22 protein-coding genes, 1 pseudogene and 1 riboswitch are annotated in these 23,775 nt (G+C 53.9%); of the genes and pseudogenes, 12 read left to right on the forward strand and 11 right to left on the reverse strand.

Annotated elements, in window-relative coordinates; all coding sequences use genetic code 11:
• The first annotated feature begins 175 nt into the window (after positions 1 to 175).
• A riboswitch (molybdenum cofactor riboswitch) is annotated at positions 176 to 318 on the forward strand.
• From moaA to AOY24_RS03895, 6 genes are all read left to right on the forward strand, one after another.
• Positions 306 to 1,295 carry a GTP 3',8-cyclase MoaA gene (gene moaA, locus AOY24_RS03870; RefSeq protein ID WP_043001302.1) on the forward strand — a complete coding sequence of 330 codons (990 nt, stop codon included), beginning with the start codon at positions 306 to 308 and terminating at the stop codon, positions 1,293 to 1,295. (Overlaps the previous riboswitch by 13 nt.)
• Positions 1,296 to 1,319: 24 nt before the next feature.
• Positions 1,320 to 1,832, forward strand: coding sequence for a molybdenum cofactor biosynthesis protein B (moaB, locus tag AOY24_RS03875; RefSeq protein WP_043001301.1), 513 nt, complete (start codon positions 1,320 to 1,322; stop codon positions 1,830 to 1,832).
• Positions 1,833 to 1,837: 5 nt separating this feature from the next.
• Complete coding sequence (gene moaC / locus AOY24_RS03880) at positions 1,838 to 2,323, forward strand: cyclic pyranopterin monophosphate synthase MoaC (RefSeq protein WP_044256450.1); 486 nt, start codon at positions 1,838 to 1,840, stop codon at positions 2,321 to 2,323.
• Positions 2,316 to 2,561 carry a molybdopterin synthase sulfur carrier subunit gene (gene moaD / locus AOY24_RS03885; RefSeq protein WP_043001299.1) on the forward strand — a complete coding sequence of 82 codons (246 nt, stop codon included), beginning with the start codon at positions 2,316 to 2,318 and terminating at the stop codon, positions 2,559 to 2,561. The genes moaC and moaD overlap by 8 nt, the downstream gene beginning before the upstream one ends.
• 1 nt (position 2,562) lies before the next feature.
• Positions 2,563 to 3,015, forward strand: a complete 453-nt coding sequence (gene moaE / locus AOY24_RS03890; protein ID WP_054176173.1) for a molybdopterin synthase catalytic subunit MoaE — start codon at positions 2,563 to 2,565, stop codon at positions 3,013 to 3,015.
• Between the two features lie 54 nt (positions 3,016 to 3,069).
• A complete protein-coding gene (locus AOY24_RS03895) occupies positions 3,070 to 3,774 on the forward strand; it encodes a Bax inhibitor-1/YccA family protein (RefSeq protein WP_043001297.1) in 705 nt (234 codons plus the stop codon).
• Positions 3,775 to 3,844: 70 nt separating this feature from the next.
• Here AOY24_RS03895 and AOY24_RS03900 read toward each other — a convergent pair whose 3' ends face one another.
• Genes AOY24_RS03900 through AOY24_RS03910 form a run of 3 tightly spaced genes read right to left on the reverse strand, consistent with a single transcriptional unit; the run spans position 3,845 to position 6,803 of the window.
• On the reverse strand, positions 3,845 to 4,807 hold the full coding sequence (locus AOY24_RS03900) for a lysylphosphatidylglycerol synthase domain-containing protein (protein ID WP_043001296.1): 963 nt from the start codon (positions 4,805 to 4,807) through the stop codon (positions 3,845 to 3,847).
• On the reverse strand, positions 4,807 to 6,048 hold the full coding sequence (clsB, locus tag AOY24_RS03905; RefSeq protein WP_043001295.1) for a cardiolipin synthase ClsB: 1,242 nt from the start codon (positions 6,046 to 6,048) through the stop codon (positions 4,807 to 4,809). The genes AOY24_RS03900 and clsB overlap by 1 nt, the downstream gene beginning before the upstream one ends.
• A complete protein-coding gene (locus tag AOY24_RS03910; RefSeq protein WP_043001294.1) occupies positions 6,045 to 6,803 on the reverse strand; it encodes an endonuclease/exonuclease/phosphatase family protein in 759 nt (252 codons plus the stop codon). The genes clsB and AOY24_RS03910 overlap by 4 nt, the downstream gene beginning before the upstream one ends.
• Positions 6,804 to 6,935: 132 nt before the next feature.
• Here AOY24_RS03910 and AOY24_RS03915 point away from each other — a divergent pair, with 132 nt between their 5' ends.
• Positions 6,936 to 7,346, forward strand: coding sequence for a YbhQ family protein (locus tag AOY24_RS03915; protein WP_044327533.1), 411 nt, complete (start codon positions 6,936 to 6,938; stop codon positions 7,344 to 7,346).
• On the opposite strand, the gene AOY24_RS03920 is transcribed toward AOY24_RS03915, so the two are convergent.
• The 5 genes from AOY24_RS03920 to cecR are packed head-to-tail and all read right to left on the reverse strand — an operon-like array spanning position 7,308 to position 12,949.
• Entirely contained in the window at positions 7,308 to 8,414 is a 1,107-nt protein-coding gene (locus AOY24_RS03920; protein ID WP_043001292.1) for an ABC transporter permease, read from the reverse strand. The genes AOY24_RS03915 and AOY24_RS03920 overlap by 39 nt on opposite strands.
• A 10-nt stretch (positions 8,415 to 8,424) precedes the next feature.
• Positions 8,425 to 9,558 (reverse strand): ABC transporter permease, encoded by a 1,134-nt coding sequence (locus AOY24_RS03925; RefSeq protein ID WP_043001291.1) that lies wholly within the window; start codon positions 9,556 to 9,558, stop codon positions 8,425 to 8,427.
• Positions 9,551 to 11,287 (reverse strand): ATP-binding cassette domain-containing protein, encoded by a 1,737-nt coding sequence (locus tag AOY24_RS03930; RefSeq protein WP_054176174.1) that lies wholly within the window; start codon positions 11,285 to 11,287, stop codon positions 9,551 to 9,553. Before AOY24_RS03930 ends, AOY24_RS03925 begins: the two co-directional genes overlap by 8 nt.
• On the reverse strand, positions 11,280 to 12,275 hold the full coding sequence (hlyD, locus tag AOY24_RS03935) for a secretion protein HlyD (RefSeq protein ID WP_043001289.1): 996 nt from the start codon (positions 12,273 to 12,275) through the stop codon (positions 11,280 to 11,282). The genes AOY24_RS03930 and hlyD overlap by 8 nt, the downstream gene beginning before the upstream one ends.
• Entirely contained in the window at positions 12,275 to 12,949 is a 675-nt protein-coding gene (gene cecR, locus AOY24_RS03940) for a transcriptional regulator CecR (protein WP_054176175.1), read from the reverse strand. Before cecR ends, hlyD begins: the two co-directional genes overlap by 1 nt.
• Before the next feature lie 231 nt (positions 12,950 to 13,180).
• Between cecR and rhlE the strand changes: the two genes are divergently transcribed.
• Positions 13,181 to 14,542: an ATP-dependent RNA helicase RhlE gene (gene rhlE / locus AOY24_RS03945; protein ID WP_044256428.1), complete on the forward strand. Its 1,362-nt coding sequence runs from the start codon at positions 13,181 to 13,183 to the stop codon at positions 14,540 to 14,542.
• A 668-nt stretch (positions 14,543 to 15,210) separates the two neighbouring features.
• Here the strand turns inward: rhlE and AOY24_RS03950 are convergent.
• The gene (locus AOY24_RS03950; RefSeq protein WP_044256426.1) at positions 15,211 to 15,945 is read right to left on the reverse strand and encodes a GntR family transcriptional regulator; all 735 of its coding nucleotides are present in this window, start codon (positions 15,943 to 15,945) and stop codon (positions 15,211 to 15,213) included.
• Positions 15,946 to 16,147: 202 nt separating this feature from the next.
• Between AOY24_RS03950 and pcaB the strand changes: the two genes are divergently transcribed.
• The 4 genes from pcaB (at position 16,148) to AOY24_RS03970 (ending at position 21,671) form a co-directional block, all read left to right on the forward strand.
• Entirely contained in the window at positions 16,148 to 17,500 is a 1,353-nt protein-coding gene (gene pcaB / locus AOY24_RS03955; protein ID WP_044256425.1) for a 3-carboxy-cis,cis-muconate cycloisomerase, read from the forward strand.
• A gap of 33 nt (positions 17,501 to 17,533) precedes the next feature.
• A complete protein-coding gene (locus AOY24_RS03960) occupies positions 17,534 to 18,955 on the forward strand; it encodes a DASS family sodium-coupled anion symporter (RefSeq protein WP_043001285.1) in 1,422 nt (473 codons plus the stop codon).
• 450 nt (positions 18,956 to 19,405) lie between these two features.
• Complete coding sequence (locus AOY24_RS03965) at positions 19,406 to 21,286, forward strand: hypothetical protein (protein WP_054176176.1); 1,881 nt, start codon at positions 19,406 to 19,408, stop codon at positions 21,284 to 21,286.
• Positions 21,255 to 21,671, forward strand: coding sequence for a hypothetical protein (locus AOY24_RS03970; protein WP_054176177.1), 417 nt, complete (start codon positions 21,255 to 21,257; stop codon positions 21,669 to 21,671). The genes AOY24_RS03965 and AOY24_RS03970 overlap by 32 nt, the downstream gene beginning before the upstream one ends.
• A 39-nt stretch (positions 21,672 to 21,710) precedes the next feature.
• Here the strand turns inward: AOY24_RS03970 and AOY24_RS25325 are convergent.
• Both AOY24_RS25325 and prpE read right to left on the reverse strand, forming a co-directional pair.
• Positions 21,711 to 21,824, reverse strand: a pseudogene (locus tag AOY24_RS25325) (hypothetical protein); the annotation flags it as partial.
• Between the two features lie 39 nt (positions 21,825 to 21,863).
• A complete protein-coding gene (gene prpE, locus AOY24_RS03975; RefSeq protein ID WP_054176049.1) occupies positions 21,864 to 23,750 on the reverse strand; it encodes a propionate--CoA ligase in 1,887 nt (628 codons plus the stop codon).
• Positions 23,751 to 23,775: the final 25 nt, after the last annotated feature.

Raw genomic sequence — 23,775 nt, forward strand, 5'->3', positions numbered from 1 at the left:
GCCGCACTACTCCTTTAGGGGGGCGAATGCCTGACAGCGAAATGATATACATCAATGCAAAAGTGCTATTTTTGCTTATTCTGTAACGAAATGGCACGATCATGGCGCTATATATATGATTATACATCGTTAAGTGTAAATAGCATTATGTTCGTTTACACGCTAGTATCGCCATAACCACAGTTAACACTCTAGCCTCTGCACCTGGGTCAAATGATACGGTGCTTTGGCCGTGACAACGCAAACGCATTGCCACCAGGGCGCAGGAAGAAATGACTTCGCCTCCCGTATTTGGAAAGGTGTACATGGCCACACAACTGACCGATGCTTTCGCGCGCAAGTTTTACTATTTGCGTCTGTCGATTACCGATGTGTGTAACTTTCGTTGCACATACTGTCTGCCGGATGGCTACAAGCCCGGCGGCGTCACCAATAAAGGTTTTCTCTCCGTCGATGAAATTCGTCGGGTGACTCGCGCCTTTGCTAACCTGGGCACCGAAAAAGTGCGCCTGACCGGTGGCGAACCTTCTCTGCGTCGTGATTTTACCGACATCATTGCCGCCGTGCGTGAAAACGAGGCGATTCGTCAACTGGCGGTGACCACCAACGGCTACCGTCTGGCGCGTGATGCCGCCCACTGGCGCGATGCGGGTTTGACCGGCATTAACGTCAGCGTTGATAGCCTTGATGCGCGTCAGTTCCACGCGATTACCGGGCAGGATAAATTCCAGCAGGTGATGGCGGGCATCGACGCCGCGTTTGATGCCGGTTTTGCAAAAGTTAAAGTCAACACCGTGCTGATGCGCGATGTGAATCATCATCAGCTCGATACTTTTCTTGGCTGGATCCAGACGCGCCCCATTCAACTGCGTTTCATCGAACTGATGGAGACGGGTGAGGGCAGCGAACTGTTCCGTAAACACCACATCTCCGGTCAGGTGTTGCGTGACGAACTGTTGCGTCGCGGCTGGATCCACCAGCTACGCCAGCGCAGTGACGGCCCGGCGCAGGTGTTCTGTCACCCCGATTATGAGGGTGAAATCGGCCTCATCATGCCGTACGAAAAAGATTTCTGTGCCACCTGCAACCGTCTGCGCGTCTCCTCCGTGGGTAAACTTCATCTCTGCCTGTTCGGCGAGGGTGGCGTCAGCCTGCGTGATTTGCTGGAAGACGATGGGCAACAAGACGCGCTCGAAGCGCGTATCTCGCTTGCGTTGCGTGAGAAAAAGCAGACCCATTTCCTGCACCAGAACAACACCGGTATTACCCAGAACCTCTCATACATCGGCGGTTAACGCCGCTTGAACAAGGAGTATTCCATGAGTCAGGTAAGCGCTGAATTTATCCCGACCCGCATTGCTATTCTGACGGTATCGAATCGCCGTGGCGAAGAGGACGATACCTCTGGTCATTTTCTGCGGGATTCCGCGCAGGAAGCGGGACATCAGGTTATCGATAAAGCAATTGTCAAAGAGAACCGTTACGCCATTCGCGCGCAGGTGTCAGCATGGATTGCCAGTGATGAGGTGCAGGTGGTGTTGATCACCGGCGGCACGGGCCTGACTGAAGGCGACCAGGCACCGGAAGCGCTGCTGCCGCTGTTTGATCGCGAAGTGGAAGGCTTTGGTGAAGTGTTTCGTATGCTGTCATTTGAAGAGATCGGCACGGCCACGCTGCAGTCGCGCGCAGTGGCGGGCGTGGCCAACAAAACGCTAATTTTTGCGATGCCGGGTTCCACCAAAGCCTGCCGCACGGCGTGGGACAATATCATCGCGCCGCAGCTTGATGCCCGTACGCGTCCTTGTAATTTTCACCCACATCTGAAGAAATAATAAGTATGTCGCAACTGACTCACATAAACGCCGCCGGTGAAGCGCACATGGTGGATGTCTCCACAAAAGCGGAGACCGTGCGCGAAGCGCGCGCCGAAGCCTTTGTCACCATGCGCAGCGAAACACTGGCCATGATTATCGACGGCAGCCACCATAAGGGCGATGTGTTCGCCACCGCGCGTATCGCCGGGATTCAGGCAGCAAAGCGCACCTGGGAGCTCATCCCGCTGTGCCATCCGTTGCTGTTGAGCAAAGTGGAAGTCCAGCTCCAGGCACAGCCGGAACACAACCGTGTCCGTGTTGAATCGTTGTGTCGTCTTACCGGCAAAACCGGGGTGGAAATGGAAGCGCTGACGGCGGCGTCCGTCGCCGCGTTGACCATTTACGACATGTGCAAAGCGGTGCAAAAAGACATGGTGATTGGCCCGGTGCGCCTGCTGGCGAAAAGCGGCGGCAAGTCTGGCGATTTTAAGGCGGATTCGAATGATTAAGGTTTTGTTCTTTGCTCAGGTTCGCGAACTGGTTGGTACGGATACGCTGGACGTCGCGGCAGATTTCCCGACAGTGGAAGCGCTGCGTCAGCATCTGGCGACTAACAGCAACCGTTGGGCGCTGGCGCTGGAAGACGGCAAGCTGCTGGCGGCGGTAAACCAGACGCTGGTGAGCTTTGATCATCCGCTGACGGCGGGTGATGAAGTGGCTTTCTTTCCCCCGGTGACGGGAGGCTGAGATGGCTGAAACGAAAATTGTGGTCGGGCCTGCGCCGTTCAGCGTGGGGGACGAGTATCCCTGGCTGGCGGCACGCGACGAAGACGGTGCGGTGGTGACCTTTACTGGTAAAGTGCGCAACCATAATCTCGGCGACAGCGTGAAGGCGCTGACGCTGGAGCACTATCCGGGGATGACGGAAAAAGCGCTGGCGGAGATTGTCGATGAGGCGCGGGCGCGCTGGCCGCTGGGACGCATCACGGTGATTCACCGGATTGGCGAACTGTGGCCGGGCGATGAAATCGTCTTTGTTGGCGTCACCAGTTCGCACCGCAGCAGTGCATTTGAGGCCGGTCAGTTCATCATGGACTATCTAAAGACGCGTGCGCCGTTCTGGAAGCGTGAAGCCACGCCGGAAGGCGAGCGCTGGGTGGAAGCCCGTGACAGCGATCGGCAGGCGGCTAAACGCTGGTAGCACGAAATTGTGATACGCTTATCCAGAGTGGTCACTTTCAATCAGGAGATTATCATGGACCGATTTCCACGATCCGAATCAATCGTGCAGGCGCGTTCCGGCCTGCAAACCTATATGGCGCAGGTATACGGCTGGATGACGGTCGGGTTGCTGCTTACCGCGTTTATTGCGTGGTATGCGGCGAATACGCCAGCCGTCATGATGTTCGTTTTTTCCAGCAAAATTACGTTCTTCGGTTTAATCATCGCCCAACTGGCGCTGGTCTTTGTGCTGTCTGGGTTGGTGCATAAACTCAGTGCAGGTATGGCGACGACGCTGTTTATGCTCTATTCGGCGCTAACCGGGCTCACACTTTCCAGTATTTTTATCGTCTACACCTACTCCTCCATCGCCAGCACCTTCGTGGTGACCGGCGGGATGTTTGGAGTGATGAGCCTGTGGGGATACACTACGAAGCGCGATCTGAGCGGCTGGGGCAACATGCTGTTTATGGCGCTGATTGGCATCATCCTGGCCTCACTGGTGAACTTCTGGCTGAAAAGCGAGGCGCTGATGTGGGCGGTGACCTATATTGGTGTGGTGGTGTTTGTTGGGCTGACCGCCTATGACACCCAGAAGCTGAAGAACATTGGCGAGCAAATCGATGTGCGCGACAGTTCTAACCTGCGTAAATATTCGATTCTCGGTGCGCTGACGCTGTATCTGGACTTTATCAACCTGTTCCTGATGCTGCTGCGTATTTTAGGCAATCGCCGTTGAGTTCGTTGTGCCGGATGGCGGCTACGCCTTATCCGGCCTACGAAATGATGCCGAGGGCGGTGACGAGGTATTACTTCGCCATCGCCTTCTCGTTCTTCGCCCGCAGCTTCTTCGCCCGACTCTCCAGCACCAGATAGCAGATCAGCGCCAGCAATAAGGGAATAAAGTAATACAGCACGCGGTAGGCGAGCAGGGCGGCAATAATCGCACCTTGCGACGTGTCTTCCCCCGCCAGCAGCGCGATAAACACCGCTTCCAGAACGCCAATTCCCGCCGGAATGTGGACAATCACTCCCGCGATACTGCTGACCAGCAGCACGCCCAGCACGAAGAAATAATTCACCTCCTGGCCCAGTAGCAACCAGATAATCGCCCCCATCACCATCCAGTTGGCGCTGGAGATGGCCATCTGGGCCAGCGCAAATTTCCACGACGGTAGCACCAGTTTCTGCCCTTTGATCGTCATATGACGGTGTTTTGCGAAAGCGCAGAACCACAGATAAATAGCGATGATTAACAGCAGCACCACGCCGAGAATACGCAGCGTGCCCTCGTCGATATACCAGTGGGCAGGCAGTTGCACCACGCCAAAGGTGAAGATGATCCCGCCAAGCAAAATATAGCCCAGCCAGTTGGTGGTGATGCTAAGAGAGAAGATACGGGTGATGGTGCCACCCGGCAGGCCGAGGCGGGAATAAAGCCGGTAGCGCATACCGATGCCGCCGACCCAGGTACTGAGCGTCAGGTTAAAGGCATAGCAAATAAACGACACCAGCATCACTTGCCGCTTTGCCAGCTTGTGACCGCAATAGGCGCGGCCCAACAGGTCATAGCAGCCATAGAGCAGATAGCTGAGGATCACCAGCCCGACGGCGCTCAGCAACGCAACCCGGTTGTAGTCACGGATCACCGTCCAGACGTCTTCCCAGTTCACCTTTTTGGCGTAGACCACCAGCAGCACAATCACGGCGATAAAAAACAGCCAGGTGAGGATCTTTTTTGCCAGCCGCCAGCGCGGATGTGATTTTGCCATCAGGGTTTGGCTCCTGTGTTCTGTACTTCTACCCGATCCTGCGTTTCCATCTCGGGCTGGGCTGGTGGATCAACCTGCGCGAGATGGGGAGTATGCGCCGGAAGCCAGCCGACCAGCGCCGGGAAGTGACGTAAGAAGTGGAACGCCAGCACGCTTTTGGTCAGGTTCCACCAGGTGCGTCTCGGCAGCATCGACTCATCGACCTGCTTACAGTCTTCGGCAATGATCGCGTTAAGGTTGTCGCGCAGCGTCTGGTTGAACTGGCGATCGTGCACGATCAGGTTGGCTTCCAGATTAAGCGACAGGCTGAGCGGGTCGAGATTGCTGGAGCCGACCGTCGCCCAGTGGTCATCCATCAGCGCCACTTTGCCATGCAGTGGCTTGCGGCGATATTCGTAAACCTGGACATCGCCTTTCACCAGATAGTTGTACAGCAGACGGGCTCCGACCTTCACAATTGGCATATCCGGCTCCCCCTGCACGATCAGTTTGACGCGCACGCCGCGGCGGGCGGCTTTGCGCATGGCGTGCAGTAACCGGTAACCGGGAAAGAAGTAGGCATTGGCGATAATCACTTCCCGCCTTGCCTGGGTGAGCATTTTCAGGTAGTGACGTTCGATATCGTCGCGGTGCTCGTCGTTGTCGCGCCAGACGAACAGCGCCTGCGCCTCGCCGGGCTGGCGGTTCTCTTCAGCACGGTGATGACGGCGCCACCAGCGGCGTACTGCACTCTGCCCGGGAAGGTTTTCCACTTCAAACTGCAGTATATCGGCGACGACAGGTCCTTCCACGCGCACCGCGTAGTCCTGCTTGGCTTCCGGGCCATAGTCGGACATATGTTCATCGGAATAGTTGATCCCGCCGATAAACGCCACCCGGTCGTCTATCACCACAATCTTGCGATGCATACGGCGAAAGACGTTGGTGCGCATACCAAAGATCCGGGGACGCGGATCGTAATAACGAAACACCACGCCTGCCGAGGTCAGTTCGCCAACGAATGCATCGCTCAGGTCCGGTGAGCCGTAGCCGTCCAGCAGTACTTCCGCCTTCACGCCGCGTTTTGCTGCGGCCAGCAGAGCCGCATGAAGCTGTTTTCCTACCTCATCTTCAAACCAGATGAAAGTTTCGAGAATAATTCTTTGCTGCGCATCGGCTATTGCCGCAAACACAGCGGGATAATACTGGTCGCCGTTTTCCAGTAACTGGATCTGATTACCTTCACGCCAGCCACATTTCATAGATGGATCTCCGCGCTAAGGGGGGCATGGTCAGAGAGATGCCGCCAGTTGCGCAGCGGTAGCGCTGTCGGCGAACTGGCATTGGCATTTTTCACGTAAATACGATCAAGGCGCAGCAGCGGCAGGCTGACAGGAAAGGTCCGTGCCGGGCGGCCGCGGGCGCGGGTGAAAATTTCCTCCAGGCCCGCGGCTTTTAAGGAATGGTTTGCCTTTTGCCGCCAGTCGTTGAAATCACCGGCCACCACCACCGGTTCACCGTCGGGCAGGGCGTTGACCCAGTCTGTCAGCAGGGTAAGTTGCGCCTGCCGGTGAGCTTCACGTAGGCCGAGGTGAACACTCATCACATGAATCGGTTTCCCGAGTTGCGGCGGAACAATACGGCAATAGAGCACGCCGCGCTTTTCACTGCTGCCGACCGAAACATCACGATTTTCATAATGTTCAATGGGATAGCGTGACAGCACCGCGTTGCCATGATGCCCTTGCGGGTAGACGGCATTACGCCCGTAAGCGTAGTCACTCCACATCGTGTCGGCGAGAAATTCGTAGTGCGTGGTATCCGGCCAGTTTTCGACGTGCAGTGGATGCACTTCGTGCGCGCCCATCACCTCCTGCAGGCAGACAATGTCGGCGCCAACCGTACGAACGGCATCACGCAGTTCCGGTAAAATGAAGCGCTTGTTAAAGGCGGTAAAGCCTTTATGCGTATTGATGGTGAGCACGGTGAATGAAAAATTTCGTGTCGATTGAGTCATTTTTCTCCTGTTGGCGTCACTCTTCTGATTGAAATAGTGTAGTCGTCGTCACAAAAAGGTGCGGTGTTACGGAATTTTCCGTAAAGTGCGGTACTCTGAGTCATTAGAGAAAAATCCTTCAGGAGAAAAGCCATGAGGTGGCAACAACGAGTTCGTGTCGCAACGGGGTTAAGTTGCTGGCAGATTATGTTGCATTTACTGGTCGTGGCGTTGTTGGTCTTAGGCTGGATGAGTGGCACGCTGGTGCACGTCGGCCTGGGATTATGTGTAGTTTATGGCGTGACCGTATTACTGATGCTGGCGTTACAGCGTCATCACGAGCAGCGCTGGCGTGAAGTCGCCGACGTGCTGGAAGAACTCACCACCACCTGGTATTTCGGCGCGGCGCTGATTGTGCTGTGGCTGCTGTCCCGGGTTTTACAAAACAACGTCCTGCTGGCGTTAGCGGGACTGGCAATCCTGGCCGGACCCGCTGTGGTTTCGCTGCTGGCGAAAGACAAAAAGTTACATGATTTTGCGTCTAAACATCGCATACGCCGCTGATCCCGTCGTGGCCGCTATCACCAGTAGCGGCCACAAGCTTCCCCAGACAATCTGCAAACTCGCATCTTTCAAATAGATCTGTTTGGTGATATCCGTGAAATGACGGATCGGGTTTATCCATGTCAGATTCTGTAACCAGACCGGCATGTTCTCGACCGGAGAGACGTAGCCCGACAGTAAAATCGCCGGCATCATAAAGACGAATACGCCGATAAACGCCTGCTGCTGCGTGGAGCAGAGTGAGGAGATCAACAGGCCAAATCCCACCAGCGACAGCCCGTAAATCACCATCGTGAAGTAAAACAGCGCCAGCGACCCGGCAAACGGGATCTGATACGCCCAGATACCGATTGCCAGCACGATAGAGGCCTGGCCGGTGGCGACAATCAGTGCAGGAACCGCTTTACCGATAAATATTTGCCAGGTGGTGAGCGGGGAGACCAACAGCTGATCCAGCGTGCCCTGTTCGCGCTCGCGCGCGACGGACAGCGAGGTGACGATCATCACGCCAATGGTGGTGATCATCGCGATCAGTGACGGCACCACAAACCATTTGTAGTCGAGGTTAGGGTTGTACCAGTTGCGCACCACCAGCTCGCTGTTGTTCGGCTTCGGCTTGCCCTCCATCAACTCCTGCTGATAGTTCTTCACGATTTGCTGGAGATAGTTGGCGGCGATCTGCGCGCTGTTCGAGTTACGACCATCAAGTATTAACTGCATGGGCGCAGACTGAAAGGTATCCAGATTGCGCGAGAAATCCGCCGGAAAGCGCACCAGCAGCAGCGCTTTTTGCGTATCGATTGTGGGCTGAATTTCCTGCGGGCTTTTCAGTAGCAGGATGTGGGTAAAGGCTTTAGCACGGGCAAAGCGCTGGGTCAGCTCCACCGAATGCTTGCCGTTGTCTTCGTTATAGATGGCGATGGTGGCGTTAGTCACTTCCAGCGTTGCGGCAAAGGGAAACAAAAGCACCTGAATCAGTACCGGCAAAATTAAAATCGCGCGGGTCTGCGGCTCGCGTAGCAGCGACTGCAATTCTTTGCGGATTAACGTCCATAAACGATGAAACATGCGCGTCTCCCTAATCCAGCCGACGTTTGGTTTTCAGCCACGTCAGGCCAATAAACATCACCGCTGAGGCGATCAAAAACAGCACGTTGACCACCAGCACCACCGGAATATTACCGGCGAGAAACAGGCTTTGCAGGGTGCTGACGAAGTAGCGCGCCGGAATAATATAGGTCACCGCGCGGATCACCGCAGGCATACTGTCTATTTGAAAAATAAAGCCAGACAGCATAATCGACGGCAAAAAGGCGGCGTTAAGCGCCACCTGGGCGGCATTAAACTGGTTGCGGGTGATGGTGGAGATCAGAAGTCCCATCCCCAGCGTGCTGAGCAAAAACAGGCTGGTGATGAAAAACAGCAGCAGAAGCGATCCGCGATACGGGACGCCGAGAATAAACACCGACACCAGCATACACAGCAGCATCGCCAGCATGCCGAGGAAGTAGTAGGGGATGAGCTTGCACAGCAGCAGTTCTGCGCGCGTCACTTCCGTGGAGAGCAACGCTTCCATGGTCCCGCGTTCCCATTCGCGCGCCACCACCAGCGAGGTGAGGATCGCGCCGATCACCGTCATGATGATGGTCACTGCGCCCGGGATAATAAAATGCTGGCTGATTGCCGCAGGGTTAAACCAGTAGCGGGTTTGCACCTCAATCAGTGGTTCAAACGTTTCCCCGCGATCTTCCGCTCGCTGCATCTGCCAGATTTGCCAGATCCCTTCCACATAGCCCTGCACGAAGTTGGCGGTATTGGGTTCACTGCCGTCGGTGATTACCTGAATGGGTGCGGTGTCGTTGGCGCGCGCCATCTGCTGGGCGAAATCGACCGGAATGACCACCAGACCGCGAATACGTCCTGCCTGCATCTTTTCAATCAGCGCCTGGCGGTTATCGCTGATGGTGGCGTCGATGTACGGTGAGCCGGTCATCGCATGGGTAAAGTCCAGCGCCTCTTCGCTTTGCTGCTCAAGCAGGATCCCCACCCGCAACTTGCTGGAGTCAAGGTTAATGCCGTAGCCAAAAATAAACAGCAGCAGCAGTGGGATCACCACGGCGATCAGCCAGCTACTGGGATCGCGGACAATCTGCCGCGTCTCTTTGACGCACAGCGCCCGTACGCGACGCCAGGAGAGAAGGCGGTTACGCATTGGCATGCTCCTTATCCCAGTCGTTAATTAACCGGATAAAAGCCTGCTCCATGGTCGGGTCCGGCGTGTCGTCATCGGCGGCCTGCGCTTTCAGATCGTCCGGCGTACCGCTGGCAATCAGTTTCCCGCGATAGACCAGTCCGATGCGGTCGCAGTATTCCGCTTCGTCCATAAAGTGGGTCGTCACCATCACCGTCACGCCTTTTTCCACCATGCTGTTGATATGCAGCCAGAACTCTCGGCGGGTGAGGGGATCGACACCAGAAGTGGGCTCGTCAAGAAACAGAATGTCCGGTTCATGCATCAGCGAACAGGCCAGCGCCAGACGCTGCTTAAAGCCCAGCGGCAGTTCGTCGGTGGCATGCGAAGCGATGCTCTTCAGACCAAACGCCTCGCTCATGCGGGCGATTTTTTCGTTCTGCGCGCGTCCCCGCAGACCATAAACGCCGGAGAAAAAGCGCAGGTTTTGCTCCACCGTCAGGTTGCCGTAGAGCGAGAACTTTTGCGCCATATAGCCAAGATGCTGGCGAGCTTTGCCGGAGCTGACCTTCAGATCCATGTCCAACACCAACGCTTTCCCGGACGTGGGCACCAGCAGGCCGCACATCATTTTAAAGGTTGTCGATTTTCCCGCGCCGTTGGGGCCCAGCAGGCCAAAAATTTCTCCGCGCTGGACGGCAAAATCAACGTGGTCAGTGGCGGCAAAATCGCCGAATTTCTTGGTCAGCGCTTTCGCTTCAATCACCGTTTCGCCTGGCGTTCCCTCTACGGTATGCAAAATGGCGCCCAGCGGCGATTCAGAGGTCGCGGCACCGCCCAGCAGATCGATAAACGCATCTTCGAAGCGTGGCGCAGTCTCGCTGATGTCGAGTTCCGGCATGCCGTTGCCATGGCGAATGTCGTCCGCTGTGGCCTCTTTTTTCAGGATCAGACGCACCGATTTCCCCTGAATCATGCCGTCGCTAACCTGCGGCAGTTTTAACGCCCGCTGGAGCAGTTTCCGGTTGTTTTCCTGCGGGCTGTGCATCAAAAAACTGCGTCCCGCCATGGTTTGCGTCAGTTGGGTCGGTTCCCCCTGATACAGCAGTTCGCCTTCGTTCATCAGCAGCACGTCCCGACACTGTTCGGCTTCATCCAGATAGGAGGTGCTCCACAGGATCAGCATCCCGTCGCCCGCCAGTTCGTGCACCATCTGCCACAGTTCGCGACGTGAGATGGGGTCGACGCCGACGCCAGGTTCATCCAGCAGCAGCACTTTGGGTTCGCCGACCAGCGTACAGGCCAGCCCCAGCTTTTGTTTCATCCCGCCGGACAGTTTTCCCGCCAGACGTCCGGTAAACGGGCCGAGCGAGGTAAATTCCAGCAGGCGGGCAAAGGTTTTTTCCCGCACCTCGCCCGTCACGCTGCGTAAATCCGCATACAGATTGAGGTTCTCCATTACGGTGAGATCCTCATACAGACCGAATTTCTGCGGCATGTAACCGAGCACAGCATGCAGTGCGCTGTCGTTTTTGATTGGATCAAAGCCAATCACCGTTGCGCTACCGCCATCCGGCTTCAGCAAGCCCGCCAGCATTCGCATCAGCGTGGTTTTCCCGGCGCCATCCGGCCCCACCAGACCGGTTACATACCCGGCGTGAATCGTACAGTCGAGTGGGGCGACCGCCGGCTTTTCCAGTCCGGCAAAACGCTTAGTCAGCCCGCTCAGCGTGATGACGGCATCATTCATGTCCAGCCTCGTTGCCGAACTTCACCGTCACCGGCATGCCCTGGCGCAGCGCGTCGTCGGCATCGGTGACCACAATGCGCAGACGGTAAACCAGATCGGTACGCAGGTCCGGTGTCTCTACCGTTTTCGGAGTAAATTCTGCCGTCGGAGAGACAAAACCGATTTTACCGTGATAAGGCTTGTCGGGACGTCCATCGGTATACAACAGGATTTCGCGTCCCGGCTGTGCCTGAGAAAGATGACGTTCGTCGACGTAGGCGCGCACCCAGACTGGTCGGGTGAGAGAGAGCGTCAGCACGGTGCCTCCTGCGCTGAGCATGCTGCCAGGCTCGACCGCACGAGTTAGCAGCGTGCCGTTCGAGGGGGCGACAAGCGTGGTGTCATGGAGATCGAGTTCCGCCTGTGCCAACTGCGCTTGTGCCTGTTCAAGGCTGGCTTTCGCCTGGGCGATATCCTGTTCGCGATTACCGGAACGGTACTGACTCAGTTTGTCCTGCGCGGATTTCAACGTGGCCAGCGCCTGGTCGCGGGAAGAACGGGCGTTTTCCAGATCGTTAGCGGAAATAGTGCGGCTTTTCCACAATCCCTGCTGTCGGTTGTAGAAATTCTGTGCGTAATCATAGGCAGCCTGGGCCTGTTTCACCGCTGCCGCCGCCTGCGCAATCTCTTCCTGACGATAGCCCGCCAGCATCAAATCGTACTGGGCCTGGGCGACGGAAACGCCTGCTTTTGCCTGCATCAGGGCGTTCTCATAGGGAGCATGATCCAGTTCACCCAGCACCTGTCCCGTTTTAATGGTATCCCCTTCATCCACCGCCAGCGACGCGAGTCGGCCTCCGACGCGAAAGCTGAGGTTAACGGTACGGATGTCCACGTTGCCGTAGAGCGTCAGTCCGTTATCCTGTCGGCTTTGATACCACCATGTACCACCCGCAATCACGGCGAGCAGTGCCGCAATCACCAGCCCGATAACGACAGGTTTTTTCATCACTCCAGACTCCTTTGCGATAACCCTTGCAGAATAAGATCGATATGACAGGTCACGGTCTGCGTAATCAGTGCAGTTTTTTCTTCATCAAACTGCGACCAGCCGGTACGTAACAAAATGGTTTCTTTACCAAGACGGAATGCCAGCACTTCGCCGAGCAGCGCGTGGGTATGCAGAATCATGCGCGTATCGCTGGCGTCGCAGCCGGTATACGCGGCGATAAGACGAGTGAGATGACTGTGCAGAGGCTCAATAACCTGCTCGTGCACCCGTTGATAAGCTGCGGTAGGGGAGAGCTGTTCACGCGAGATAAATTTGCTCAGATTGACGGTGTCCTCCTGGGTCAACAGCATGATCATGTTTTTGCAGGCACGCAGAATCAGTTCGCGCATGGCCGCACGGTCGGGATGAGGCTCGGCGAATAAGCGTTCGGCTTCTTCCGCGTGTGGCCGAAACTGCCCGCCAATAAAATCGGCAATCCACTGGGCGCAGGCGAGGTATAAATCCTCTTTTGAGCCAAAATAGTAGGTAATGGCGGCAATATTTTGTCCGGCCTGCGCGGCAATGTCGCGGGTGGTGGCATGCAGGCCATACTCGCCAAACTGTGCCAGTGCGGCGGCAATCAGCTGGCTTTTGGCCTGTTCACCTTTCGTGGTCATGGTGGGTGTATTCATCACGCGATCTAATTCTTAATCAATCGATTGATTAAGATTATGACTGAATATTCTCCTTGTCCAGTCTGGCCGTTTATTTTGTCTTTTCCAGTGACCGGGATAATTTATGCGGTGTGTCACAAAAACTGCTACACTCCGCCCCTTCATGACATTGTGGTTTTTGTCATTCCCAAATTGTATGCATCTCCCTGAAAACGACACCGGGAACGGTCGGGGCGGTTCGGAGTAGTTATGTCTTTTGATTCCCTGGGTTTAAATCCTGATATTCTGCGCGCCATTGCCGAGCAGGGTTACCGTGAACCTACCCCTATTCAGCAACAGGCGATCCCTGCCGTGCTGGAAGGTCGCGACCTGATGGCGAGTGCGCAGACCGGTACCGGTAAAACGGCGGGCTTTACGCTGCCGCTGTTACAGCACCTTATTACCAAACAGCCGCATGGCAAAGGGCGTCGTCCGGTGCGTGCGCTGATCCTGACGCCGACGCGTGAGCTGGCGGCGCAGATTGGTGAAAACGTCCGTGATTACAGCAAGTATCTGAACATTCGCTCGCTGGTGGTTTTTGGCGGCGTGAGTATTAACCCGCAGATGATGAAACTGCGCGGTGGCGTCGATGTGTTGGTGGCAACGCCGGGCCGCTTGCTGGACCTGGAACACCAGAACGCGGTGAAGCTTGACCAGATTGAGATTCTGGTGCTGGATGAAGCGGACCGTATGCTGGATATGGGCTTTATTCACGATATTCGCCGCGTGTTAGCGAAACTGCCGGCGAAGCGTCAGAACCTGCTGTTTTCCGCGACGTTCTCTGATGAGATCAAAGCGCTGGCCGAAAAGCTTTTGCATAACCCGCTGGAAATTGAAGTGGCGCGTCGCAACACGGCGTCTGAGCAGGTGACGCAGCACGTCCATTTTGTCGATAAGAAACGCAAGCGCGAACTGTTGTCGCAGATGATCGGTCAGGGCAACTGGCAGCAGGTACTGGTCTTTACCCGCACCAAACACGGCGCCAATCACCTGGCGGAACAGCTCAACAAAGATGGTATCCGCAGCGCAGCGATCCACGGTAACAAGAGCCAGGGGGCGCGCACCCGTGCGCTGGCGGATTTTAAATCAGGCGATATCCGCGTGCTGGTGGCGACTGACATTGCGGCGCGTGGTCTGGACATCGAAGAACTGCCGCACGTGGTGAACTACGAGCTGCCGAACGTTCCGGAAGATTATGTGCATCGTATCGGTCGTACCGGTCGTGCTGCGGCGACGGGGGAAGCGCTGTCGCTGGTTTGTGTTGATGAACACAAACTGCTGCGTGACATTGAAAAACTGCTGAAAAAAGAGATCCCACGTATTACCACGCCGGGCTATGAGCCAGATCCCTCGATCAAAGCTGAGCCGATCCAGAATGGTCGTCAGCAGCGTAGCGGTGGTGGCGGTCGGGGCCGTGGTCAGGGACAAGGGCAGGGCGCGGGTCGCGCTCAGCAGCCGCGTCGTCAGGACGGTGGCGCGTCGAAGGGTAAACCGCGTGGCGCAGAAGGCAAACCGGCGGGTGAAAAGCCACGTCCACCGCGTCGCCCGCGCAGAATTACACCCGTGCAGTAAGGGGGTCAGGAAGGTCTGATACTCTGAGAAATGTTACGTTCACTTTGTATTCAGTGATTCTCTGAAACCGCAGTACACGTGAACGTGCAAGGGCGGCTCACCGCCGCCTCCCTTGCAACCCTGGCTCCCGGCAAGGAAAATCGCCACTTCGTGGTTCATTCGTCTTATGCCGTCTGCCTGTCGGGTCGGGGTCGAGCCTGCATCCATGCAGGCCGTCCCCTCCGCCCGCTTCCCTGCGGGCGGCCCCGGTCAGCCGCCAACGCCTCATCGATTTTCATGCCGGACCAATGCCATCGCTTCAATTCTCTGCCTTTCAGCTAAATTCACTTCGCTGTAAAAAAAAGCAAACCGTGGAGATGGTCAGGTATGGATAGGTCCGGCTGAAAATTGCCGACGCGTTTCCGTAAGGCCGGGAGAACCCGCAGGGATGCGGGTTCAGGGCGCGCGAAGCAGGGATGCTGAGTCGTGCCCGGCCCGGTAGCCTGAAGGAATAAGCGGAGGGTATCGCGAAGCGACAATTTTCCAGCCGGGAGCCAGGATTGTTAAGGAGGCGGCGACGAGCCTCCTTAACCCGTTCACAGGTACTGGTGTACCAGATTGGCTGCGAACATGAGGTGAACGGTACTCGTCCCACAGGGGCATATGCTTCTCAAAGCGTATACGCCCCCTCACTCCCCCGCATTCTGCGATTTCAACACAATAGAACAGGTATACCGTCCCGCCGGGTGAATTGAAATCGTGGTCTCGAACACTTTCCCGTCACGATCCCGATAGCGCCGTACGATGCGCATCCCCGGAGAGTCGGGCTCGACATTCAGTATCTTGGCGATTTTCTTCGGTACGCCAACGGCGGTGATCGTCTGATGCACTTCGTGACTCTTAATTCCGTAGTGCGTTTCGATCAGATCGCTAATCAGCGAGTGCGGATCGTCGCGGATGAACGCGCGTAGCCTGGAATAATCGGTGCTGGCGTAACTGTCCGTCCAGCAAATAGGCGCATCCGGGTTTTGCGCATCCTCACGAATACTGGCGATATGTAGCCAGCGTGAACCGGGCGGGCAATCTATCAATTGGGAAAGCTCAATATCCGCTACAATCTCATCGATCTTCTTAATCACCCGCAGGTTGTTTTTCGCCAACAGCAGCAGATCTTCCAGATGTGACAACGGATGGTTAACCCCGCTCGCCTGCGGTTCGCATACGCGCGTGCCAGCGCCTTTACGTCGCGAAATCAACCCCTGTTCCGTTAATTCCCTCAGCGCTTCGCGCATGGTGTGACGACTCACTTGCCAGGTTTCGCACAGTTCCATTTCTGTCGGAAACAGTGAACCGGGCGGGTAAGTTCCCGTTGAGATTTGATGAGCCAGTTCACGGGCTATCCGTTTGTACAGAGATTCTTTCATCGCAGTTTCGTCAAAAAATTAATGATCACAGTCACAGAAATGACTACGGGCTATTCCCTGGATTCGTCATGATTATTATAAATGTCCGTACATTTTAAATGTACGGACATTTATATATGTTCGGACATTTTTGTTGGCCCGGTTGCGTCGTAAACCGGGTCAGACGCTCATCTTATCATTATCAGATTGAACCGGGGGATTTATGGCTTCGAATGTAATGGATTCTGTTTTATTTAGAGATTCTTTTGGTACACCCGCAATGCGCGCCGTGTTTGATGACTACGAACTTATTCGCAAGTATGTCGAAGTGGAGGTGGCGCTCGCCAAAGCGCAGGCGCGTTGCGGAGTGATCCCGGAAGCGGCAGCCAAAGAGATCGCTGAGAAGTGCAATGCCGATACGCTGGATTTCGATTTGTTACGTCATGAGACGGAAATCGTCGGTTATCCGATCCTGCCGCTTGTGCACCAGATTTCAAAGCAAGCCGGAGAGTCTGGCGGCTATGTGCACTGGGGGGCGACGACGCAGGATATTATGGACACGGCGGTGGTACTGCAAATCCGTGATGCCTTTGAACTGATCGAGGCGGACATGAACCGGTTACGTGCAACGCTGGCTGACCTGGCGCTGCGCTATCGGGATACGCCAATGGCCGGTCGCACCCATTTACAGCAGGCGCTACCGGTGACGTTTGGTTATAAAGCCGCTATCTGGCTGGACATGTTTGAACGCCACGCCGAACGTTTGCAACAGGCGCGTCCGCGCGTGCTGGTCGGTGAATTTGCCGGGGCCGCCGGAACGCTGGCATCGCTGGGCGACAAAGGATTGCCGGTACAAAAAGCGCTGATGGAAGAGTTAGGTCTTAACGTCCCGACCTCCACCTGGCACGTAGCGCGCGACGGCTTCGCAGAGGCGGTGAACCTGCTGGCGGTCATCACCGGTTCGCTAGGGAAGATTGCTTATGACGTGATGCTGATGGCATCGAACGAGTTTGGCGAACTGTATGAACCGTTCGTTAAAGGCCGTGGTGCCAGCAGCACTATGCCGCAAAAACGCAATCCTATCTCCAGCGAACTCATGCTGGCCTGTGCAAAAGGCGTTCGTCAACAGGCCGGGCTGATGTTGGATGCGATGGTTCAGGATCTGGAACGCGCCACCGGACCGTGGCACGCGGAGTGGATTGCGATCCCGGAAAGTTTCGTCCTGAGCGCAGGGGCGCTGCATCAGGCCAACTTTATGCTGGCAGGACTGGAGGTCGATGAAGCGGCAATGTTGCGCAATCTTGGGATGACCAACGGCCTGATTGTGGCAGAAGCGGTGATGATGGGGCTGGCTCCGTACATCGGCCGCCAGGATGCTCACGATGTGGTGTATGACGCCTGTCGCATCGTTAATGAGAAGGGCGGTCACTTGGCCGACGTACTGAACGCCATGCCGACAGTGGCACAACGACTGGATCCGCAACTGATTAACCAACTGACCGATCCGGCAAATTATCTGGGAATGGCGCCGGAAATGGTCGATCAGGTGCTGGCCAAATATCAGTCACGGAAATGAACATGATTGTGCTAACGCAATAAGGATAGCGCTATGTCTACGAATTTTGTCATGGGCAAGAAATTTCTCTCATTTCTGATCCCGCTGGTAATCGGTGCCGTCATTTGGTTTATTCCCGTTCCTGAAGGGTTAACCCCGGCGGCCTGGCATATGTTTGCGATTTTTGCCGCCACCATTGCGGCAATCCTGACCCAGCCGCTCCCTTCGGGGGCGGTTATGCTGATTGCGCTTTGCGTGGTGATCTTCAGCAAAACGTTGACTGAGGCGAAGGCACTGTCAGGCTTTGCCTCTGGCACGGTATGGCTGATTTTCTGCGCCTACGTGCTCTCGCTGGGGTTTGTGACCTCCGGACTGGGAAAACGTATTGCCTATAAAATGCTGTCGCTGTTTGGCGGAAGCAGTCTGGGAATTGCCTATTCGCTCGGTGTTTCTGACCTGATTATGGCCCCGGCGATGCCGTCGGTGACGGCGCGGTCTGGCGGGATTATTTTCCCGATCGCTCGCTCAATCAACGACGTACTCGGTTCGGCTCCTGGCGCGACTGGCAAGCGGATTGGCGATTTCTTGACGATGGTTTGCTTTCAGTTTACGCCGATCACCGGGGCGATATTTTTAACCGGTATGGCGGCGAACCCGCTGGTGGCAAGCCTGGCAAAATCCACGCTGGGTCTGGAGATCACCTGGGGCGGCTGGTTTATTTCTGCCGTCGTTCCAGCGATGGTCTGTTTTTGCCTGATGCCGCTGCTGGTCTATAAGCTGCTGGATCCGGAACTGAAGCATACACCGGAAGCCAAAGCGATGGGTAAACAGTCGCTGGGCGAACTGGGTGTCATGAGCAGTAATGAGAAAAAAGTGGCCGTAGGGTTTGTGCTGGCGCTGGTGGGCTGGGGAACCAGTCTGATTACCGGGATCTCGGCGACATCGGTCGGGCTGGGGCTAGCCGCTTATTTGTTTGCGACCGGGGCCGTCAGTTGGAAAAGTCTCCTCAATGACCATGCGGCGTGGGACACGGTGATCTGGTTCAGCGTGATCATCAGCCTGGCGACGGGTCTGGCGGATCTGGGATTCATCAAATGGATGACGGTGAAGTTGGGTAGCGGGATTCAGGGATTCGGTGCGATGGAAGCCTTTATCGTGCTCGGTGTCTTGTACATCTACGTCCACTATCTGTTTGCCACTGCCACGGGGCACGTTGCCGCGTTGTACGCACCATTTGCCGCCACGGCGATTGCCGCCGGCGCACCGCCGATGATGGTGGCTATCTGCTTCGGTATCTTCAGTAACCTGATGTGGGGGAACACCGAGTACGGTGGAGGACCCGGCCCTATCTACTTTGCGCAAGGTTATTTCGAGCGACCACGGTTTTATCGAATCAACCTGTGTGTGGTGACCTTCAACGTCATTATCATTTTCGCGGTTGGCATGCTGTGGTGGAAGCTGCTGGGTTACTATTAAGTCACAGCGCAGTTGCCTGATGGCGCTGCGCTTATCAGGCCTGTGAGCACATTTTCAAAGCATGATATAAGAGGGGCTTTTAAAACATTACCAGAAATGTTTATTTTACTGAAAATAAGAAAGATATTATTAATCCGCATGTAAATAAAGCAGAAGTAAAAAAATATGATAGATATGATTATATCGTTAAACGCGTGAGGCAACATAAAAATGAGAGAAAACAATACAAATTTTGCTAACAAATGATAGTGTGACTGAGATTAGATCGAAAATTGAAAGGAACAAGAGTATTGACTCACTGAATAAATAAATTATTCGCTTCACATTCACATCCTGAATCTTCTATGTGAGGATTCAGGTTTTTTGTTGGAATTTGCAAGTTACATCACAATAAAATCAATAAAAATAGTCTGATATTAAACTTTGCCATTTAATGCGAGGAACTTAATTATGAGAACCTTTAATAAGCGCTCTGAAGGGTTTTTATTAGCACCAGGAGATCGAACGAGTTGTGGTGGTTATATATTAAAGAGTAAAGAATACTATATGCTTGATGGCATGGAAATAGTATATGAAATGGATGAATATATATGCGGGATGAATGGCCAAAAATATGAGATTAAAGGTGGTGTACCTAAAGGCTCATGGATTGAAAGAGGGGAAAATTTATTTCGTCGGACTAACGCAAGTTCCTGGGATAGTAGTATAGATTCGGAAGGGCGAAAAGTAGAACCTCCATCAGTATCGATAAAGCGGCTCAATGAGGAAAAATTTTTGTACCGGAGAAACCCCGATTCTCTTCGGAATTTTGAAAACGGATTTGGCTTTGAACATAACAGATTTCTCGGAAGAGCGGGGGGAACGATAAACCTTAAGAAAAAAATAATTGTTAATGATGAAAAAGAAGATGGTTTTTCACATCGAACATCTGGTTTCCCATTCCGAACCAGAATAAGTCATGAATTATATAATCATTACTTAACAATGGGGCATGATATGTCTCAATACGAGACAGAAATTATATGTTTACTAGCTGGTTCAGCGCATAGCAGAGGTACATGTTCATGCCATTGTCGATTTATTCCCCATTTAAATATTACATACAGATATGATAATTATATTTTAGCAAGTTATGAATCAGCAAACAGGTCTCAAAATTCCACGCCTCTGGCTCCCGCAACAAGAAACATTTCAGAGTCGAGACAATCAGTTGAACCGGGCTTTTGCGTAGTACCAGAATTGACGACACCCAAATCATATGAATATGAGTTAATGGTTAATCCACCATCTGGAGTAAAAGAGTTATATCATCAGTTGAATCCAGAAAAAAAGAAAAAGCCCGGTTCAATCTTAGTTGTTGCTGACCCACTATCCAGGTCATCTGAAAAAATTGCGCAAGTACAAACAGCAAGGGACAAAATTGATAAAGCACTTGAGCCGCTGACTAATGAGGAAGCTAAATTATTGTATGAAAACAGAACCTCGATAGATATTTTCTCATCTAATTTATATAGTGATGCTTTAGGACAAAGCGGAGATATCTTAGGTTACATAAAGGATGCTGGCGGGGGTTATTATGAAGAAATAAATAAAATACTAAACGAAATTCAGGAGCTTTATAAAAAAACATATCGCCAAAATTCCGGTCTCATTTCTGGAGAGGAGTTTTTCGGTCAACGAGAAAGATTATTTAAAAAGTTAGATATTCTTTTGAATCAATTTTCAAAAGAACAATTGGATTTAAAACAATACGAACAAATAAAACAAGCATTGGGTTTATCCACAAAATCCATTATGCATAAGTGGGATCAAACCGGGGTAAAAGATATTGAGGGATATGCAAGCTATATAGAAAAATCCGCAAAACTAATCAAAATAATGAGAACAACAGGCTATGTCGGTATTGGTCTTGATTTTGCGAGTTATACAACTAACGTTTATGAGGCCTGCGCAAAGGGGCGAGAGAGCGAATGTAGAAAAGCAGCGATAACTGAGTATAGTAAATTCGGGGGTAAGCAGGGAGTGGGTATTACTGCGGGAGGTATCGCTGGGCCTGCAGCAAGGAGTGTATGTCTGTGGGCGCTGGGGCTTCTCACATCAGAAGCAGGCGCGGTCGGAGCGGGACTATGCCTGGTGACAGGTATCGGTACGGGAATTGTAGCTGGAAAAATGGCAGAGAAAACAGGTGAAAGATTAGGGGGGCGTTTGGGAGGCGCTATTAATGACGCGATAAATAATAATCCAGATAAATTAACCCATTCACCCGATACGTTTAATGAAGAATCAGGTTTATTAATATATGAAAAACTTTTTGATAGAAAACTTCGATAATATACAGTTGTTATTTAGTGTGGCTTTTTTTTTCAGTTTTGTTGTATTAGTATTTGTTTCATATGTAATTAATAAAGATAGTTATGGAAAAATCGTGGAATTATATGAGGAAAAATTTGGCCATTTACCTATGACAGCGCGTATGGCAAGGGGGGCAAGTTTGATTGGTTCCCCGGCAGCATATCATGCAAAAATTGGTTTTATAATGGGTAGCTTGGTATTTCCATATAATCGTGTTACAAATCATGATATGAGCATAGAAGGATATAGATTTATTCGCAGTTTACCTGGTTATCTGATTACAGGTTTTAGAGTGGAAGCTGCCATTTGGTTCATATTGACTATACTATTATCTGGTTATATTTGCATTGAAACTATAGTGTAAATTGCAAGAAGGGACGTTATCAGAGTCCCTTCTTTAATTTTATTTCAATGCGCCATATATCTGGTCAACAATCCAGCCATATGTGGCCGCAGGTAATAACCCGCTCACAGAAGCATTCGAATTTATTTTAGGACCGGCTACTGGTGAATGTGGCCAGATAAGGCGTTTACGCCGCCCTATCGGGCCATCAGATTACTCCTCCATCGCCTGGCGGATTTGCTGCAGCGCCGCCGGATCGTCAAGCGTGGTGAGATCTCCCGGATCGCGGCCTTCGCAAATGGCCTGGATCGTGCGGCGGAGCATTTTGCCGGATCGGGTTTTCGGCAGTTGCGAAACAAACCAGACGTGGGCAGGACGACCAAAGTTGCCAATCTGGCTGTCCACCAGCGCCATGATCGCTTTCTCTTCCGAATGCGCCACATCGCGGTCTTCCAGACTGTCGCTCTGTTTGGGAATGACAAACGCTACCGCCACCTGCCCCTTCAGCGCATCTTTTACCCCGACCACCGCCACTTCCGCCACGTTCGGATAGCTGGAGATACTCTCCTCAATTTCCCGCGTGCCCAACCGGTGCCCGGCGACGTTAATCACATCATCCGTGCGCCCCAGAATGAAGTAGTAACCGTCGGCGTCACGAATACCCCAGTCAAACGTGGCGTATACCTGACGATTGAACAGCGACCAGTAGGTATTCACAAACCGTTCATCGTCGCCCCAAATGGTCTGAATACAGCCGGGTGGCAGCGGCCCTTCGATCACCACCATCCCCTTCTCGTTGGCGCCGCAGGGTTCGCCGGTCATCTCATTGAGCAACTGCACGTTATAGCCATACATGGGCACGCCGGGACTGCCGAGGCGCGACGGCCGGTCATCCAGTGCCCGGGCCAGCGCCATAATCGGCCAGCCGGATTCGGTCTGCCAGTAATTATCAACAACCGGCACGCCCAGTGTTTCCGTTACCCAGCTTGCGGTCGGTTCGTCCAGCGGCTCGCCTGCCAGATAGAGCACCTCCAGCGAGGAGAGATCGTGATTGCGGATCTGCGCGGTCGGGAATTTTTTCAGCACGCGAATGGCGGTCGGTGCCGAGAACATCCGGTTGACCTGATATTTCTCGACGATCTTCCACCACACGCCGCAGTCCGGATACGTCGGCAGTCCTTCATACACAATGGTTGCCATCCCTGCCAGGAGCGGCGCGTAGACAATATAGGAATGCCCGACAACCCAACCGATATCCGACGCGCAGAAGAACACGCCCCCCGCTTTGCCGCCAAAAATGGTCGCCATTGAGGTCGCCAGCGCCACGGCATAGCCGCCGACATCGCGCTGCACGCCTTTGGGTTTTCCGGTGGTGCCGGAGGTATAAAGAATGCAGGACGTTTCATTGGATTCCAGCCACGTCACCGGCACCGTGGCGCCGAGATGCTGCTGGCGCAACGTCGCAAAGTCGAGATCGCGACCGGCCACACGCGCCATTTTCGCCAGCCCGCGATCCACCAGTAACACCTGTTTCGGCTGATGTTGCGCCTGCTCGATCGCATCATCGAGCAGCTTTTTATAGGGCAACACTTTACCGCCGCGCGCCCCCGCATCGGCGGAGACAATCAGCACCGGCTTCGCGTCATCGATGCGCGCCGCCACGCTGTGCGAAGCAAAACCGCCGAACACTACCGAGTGGATCGCGCCAATCCGTGCGCAGGCCAGCAGCGTGATATGCGCCTCAGCGATCATCGGCATGTATACCAGAACCCGATCGCCGCGCTGCACGCCGAGCGATTGCAGCATTGACGCCACCACGTTCACTTCGTCATAGAGCTGACGGAAGGTAAAGGTGCGCTCCTCTTCGGTCTCGGATGAGACAGCGATCAGCGCCAGCGCATCCGGTTGTTTCTCCAGCCAGCGGTCAATGGCGTTATGACACAGATTGGTGGTACCGCCGCAAAACCAACGGGCAAACGGCGGATGGCTGTGATCCAGCGTGCGGATAAACGGCTGCTGCCAGTCAATCCGCCGGGCCTGTTCGGCCCAGAATGATTCCGGTTGCGTAACAGAACGCTGATAAAATTCGCTAAAAGACATAACGCTCTCCTGTTGAACTTACGCC

It is taken from the genome of Citrobacter sp. CtB7.12 (assembly GCF_001297795.1).
In the GTDB taxonomy this organism is placed as follows: domain Bacteria; phylum Pseudomonadota; class Gammaproteobacteria; order Enterobacterales; family Enterobacteriaceae; genus Citrobacter_A; species Citrobacter_A amalonaticus.

Bases quoted from the DNA above. Each gene is read 5' to 3' on its own strand.
- rhlE (WP_044256428.1), top strand. From the start codon at position 13,181: ATGTCTTTTGATTCCCTGGGTTTAAATCCTGATATTCTGCGCGCCATT.
- moaC (WP_044256450.1), top strand. From the start codon at position 1,838: ATGTCGCAACTGACTCACATAAACGCCGCCGGTGAAGCGCACATGGTG.
- AOY24_RS03920 (WP_043001292.1), bottom strand. From the start codon at position 8,414: ATGTTTCATCGTTTATGGACGTTAATCCGCAAAGAATTGCAGTCGCTG.
- clsB (WP_043001295.1), bottom strand. From the start codon at position 6,048: ATGAAATGTGGCTGGCGTGAAGGTAATCAGATCCAGTTACTGGAAAAC.
- moaD (WP_043001299.1), top strand. From the start codon at position 2,316: ATGATTAAGGTTTTGTTCTTTGCTCAGGTTCGCGAACTGGTTGGTACG.
- moaB (WP_043001301.1), top strand. From the start codon at position 1,320: ATGAGTCAGGTAAGCGCTGAATTTATCCCGACCCGCATTGCTATTCTG.
- AOY24_RS03915 (WP_044327533.1), top strand. From the start codon at position 6,936: ATGAGGTGGCAACAACGAGTTCGTGTCGCAACGGGGTTAAGTTGCTGG.
- moaA (WP_043001302.1), top strand. From the start codon at position 306: ATGGCCACACAACTGACCGATGCTTTCGCGCGCAAGTTTTACTATTTG.
- AOY24_RS03930 (WP_054176174.1), bottom strand. From the start codon at position 11,287: ATGAATGATGCCGTCATCACGCTGAGCGGGCTGACTAAGCGTTTTGCC.
- AOY24_RS03900 (WP_043001296.1), bottom strand. From the start codon at position 4,807: ATGGCAAAATCACATCCGCGCTGGCGGCTGGCAAAAAAGATCCTCACC.
- AOY24_RS03960 (WP_043001285.1), top strand. From the start codon at position 17,534: ATGTCTACGAATTTTGTCATGGGCAAGAAATTTCTCTCATTTCTGATC.
- cecR (WP_054176175.1), bottom strand. From the start codon at position 12,949: ATGAATACACCCACCATGACCACGAAAGGTGAACAGGCCAAAAGCCAG.
- AOY24_RS03950 (WP_044256426.1), bottom strand. From the start codon at position 15,945: ATGAAAGAATCTCTGTACAAACGGATAGCCCGTGAACTGGCTCATCAA.
- hlyD (WP_043001289.1), bottom strand. From the start codon at position 12,275: ATGAAAAAACCTGTCGTTATCGGGCTGGTGATTGCGGCACTGCTCGCC.
- AOY24_RS03895 (WP_043001297.1), top strand. From the start codon at position 3,070: ATGGACCGATTTCCACGATCCGAATCAATCGTGCAGGCGCGTTCCGGC.
- AOY24_RS03925 (WP_043001291.1), bottom strand. From the start codon at position 9,558: ATGCGTAACCGCCTTCTCTCCTGGCGTCGCGTACGGGCGCTGTGCGTC.
- AOY24_RS03965 (WP_054176176.1), top strand. From the start codon at position 19,406: ATGAGAACCTTTAATAAGCGCTCTGAAGGGTTTTTATTAGCACCAGGA.
- pcaB (WP_044256425.1), top strand. From the start codon at position 16,148: ATGGCTTCGAATGTAATGGATTCTGTTTTATTTAGAGATTCTTTTGGT.
- moaE (WP_054176173.1), top strand. From the start codon at position 2,563: ATGGCTGAAACGAAAATTGTGGTCGGGCCTGCGCCGTTCAGCGTGGGG.
- AOY24_RS03970 (WP_054176177.1), top strand. From the start codon at position 21,255: ATGAAAAACTTTTTGATAGAAAACTTCGATAATATACAGTTGTTATTT.
- prpE (WP_054176049.1), bottom strand. From the start codon at position 23,750: ATGTCTTTTAGCGAATTTTATCAGCGTTCTGTTACGCAACCGGAATCA.
- AOY24_RS03910 (WP_043001294.1), bottom strand. From the start codon at position 6,803: ATGACTCAATCGACACGAAATTTTTCATTCACCGTGCTCACCATCAAT.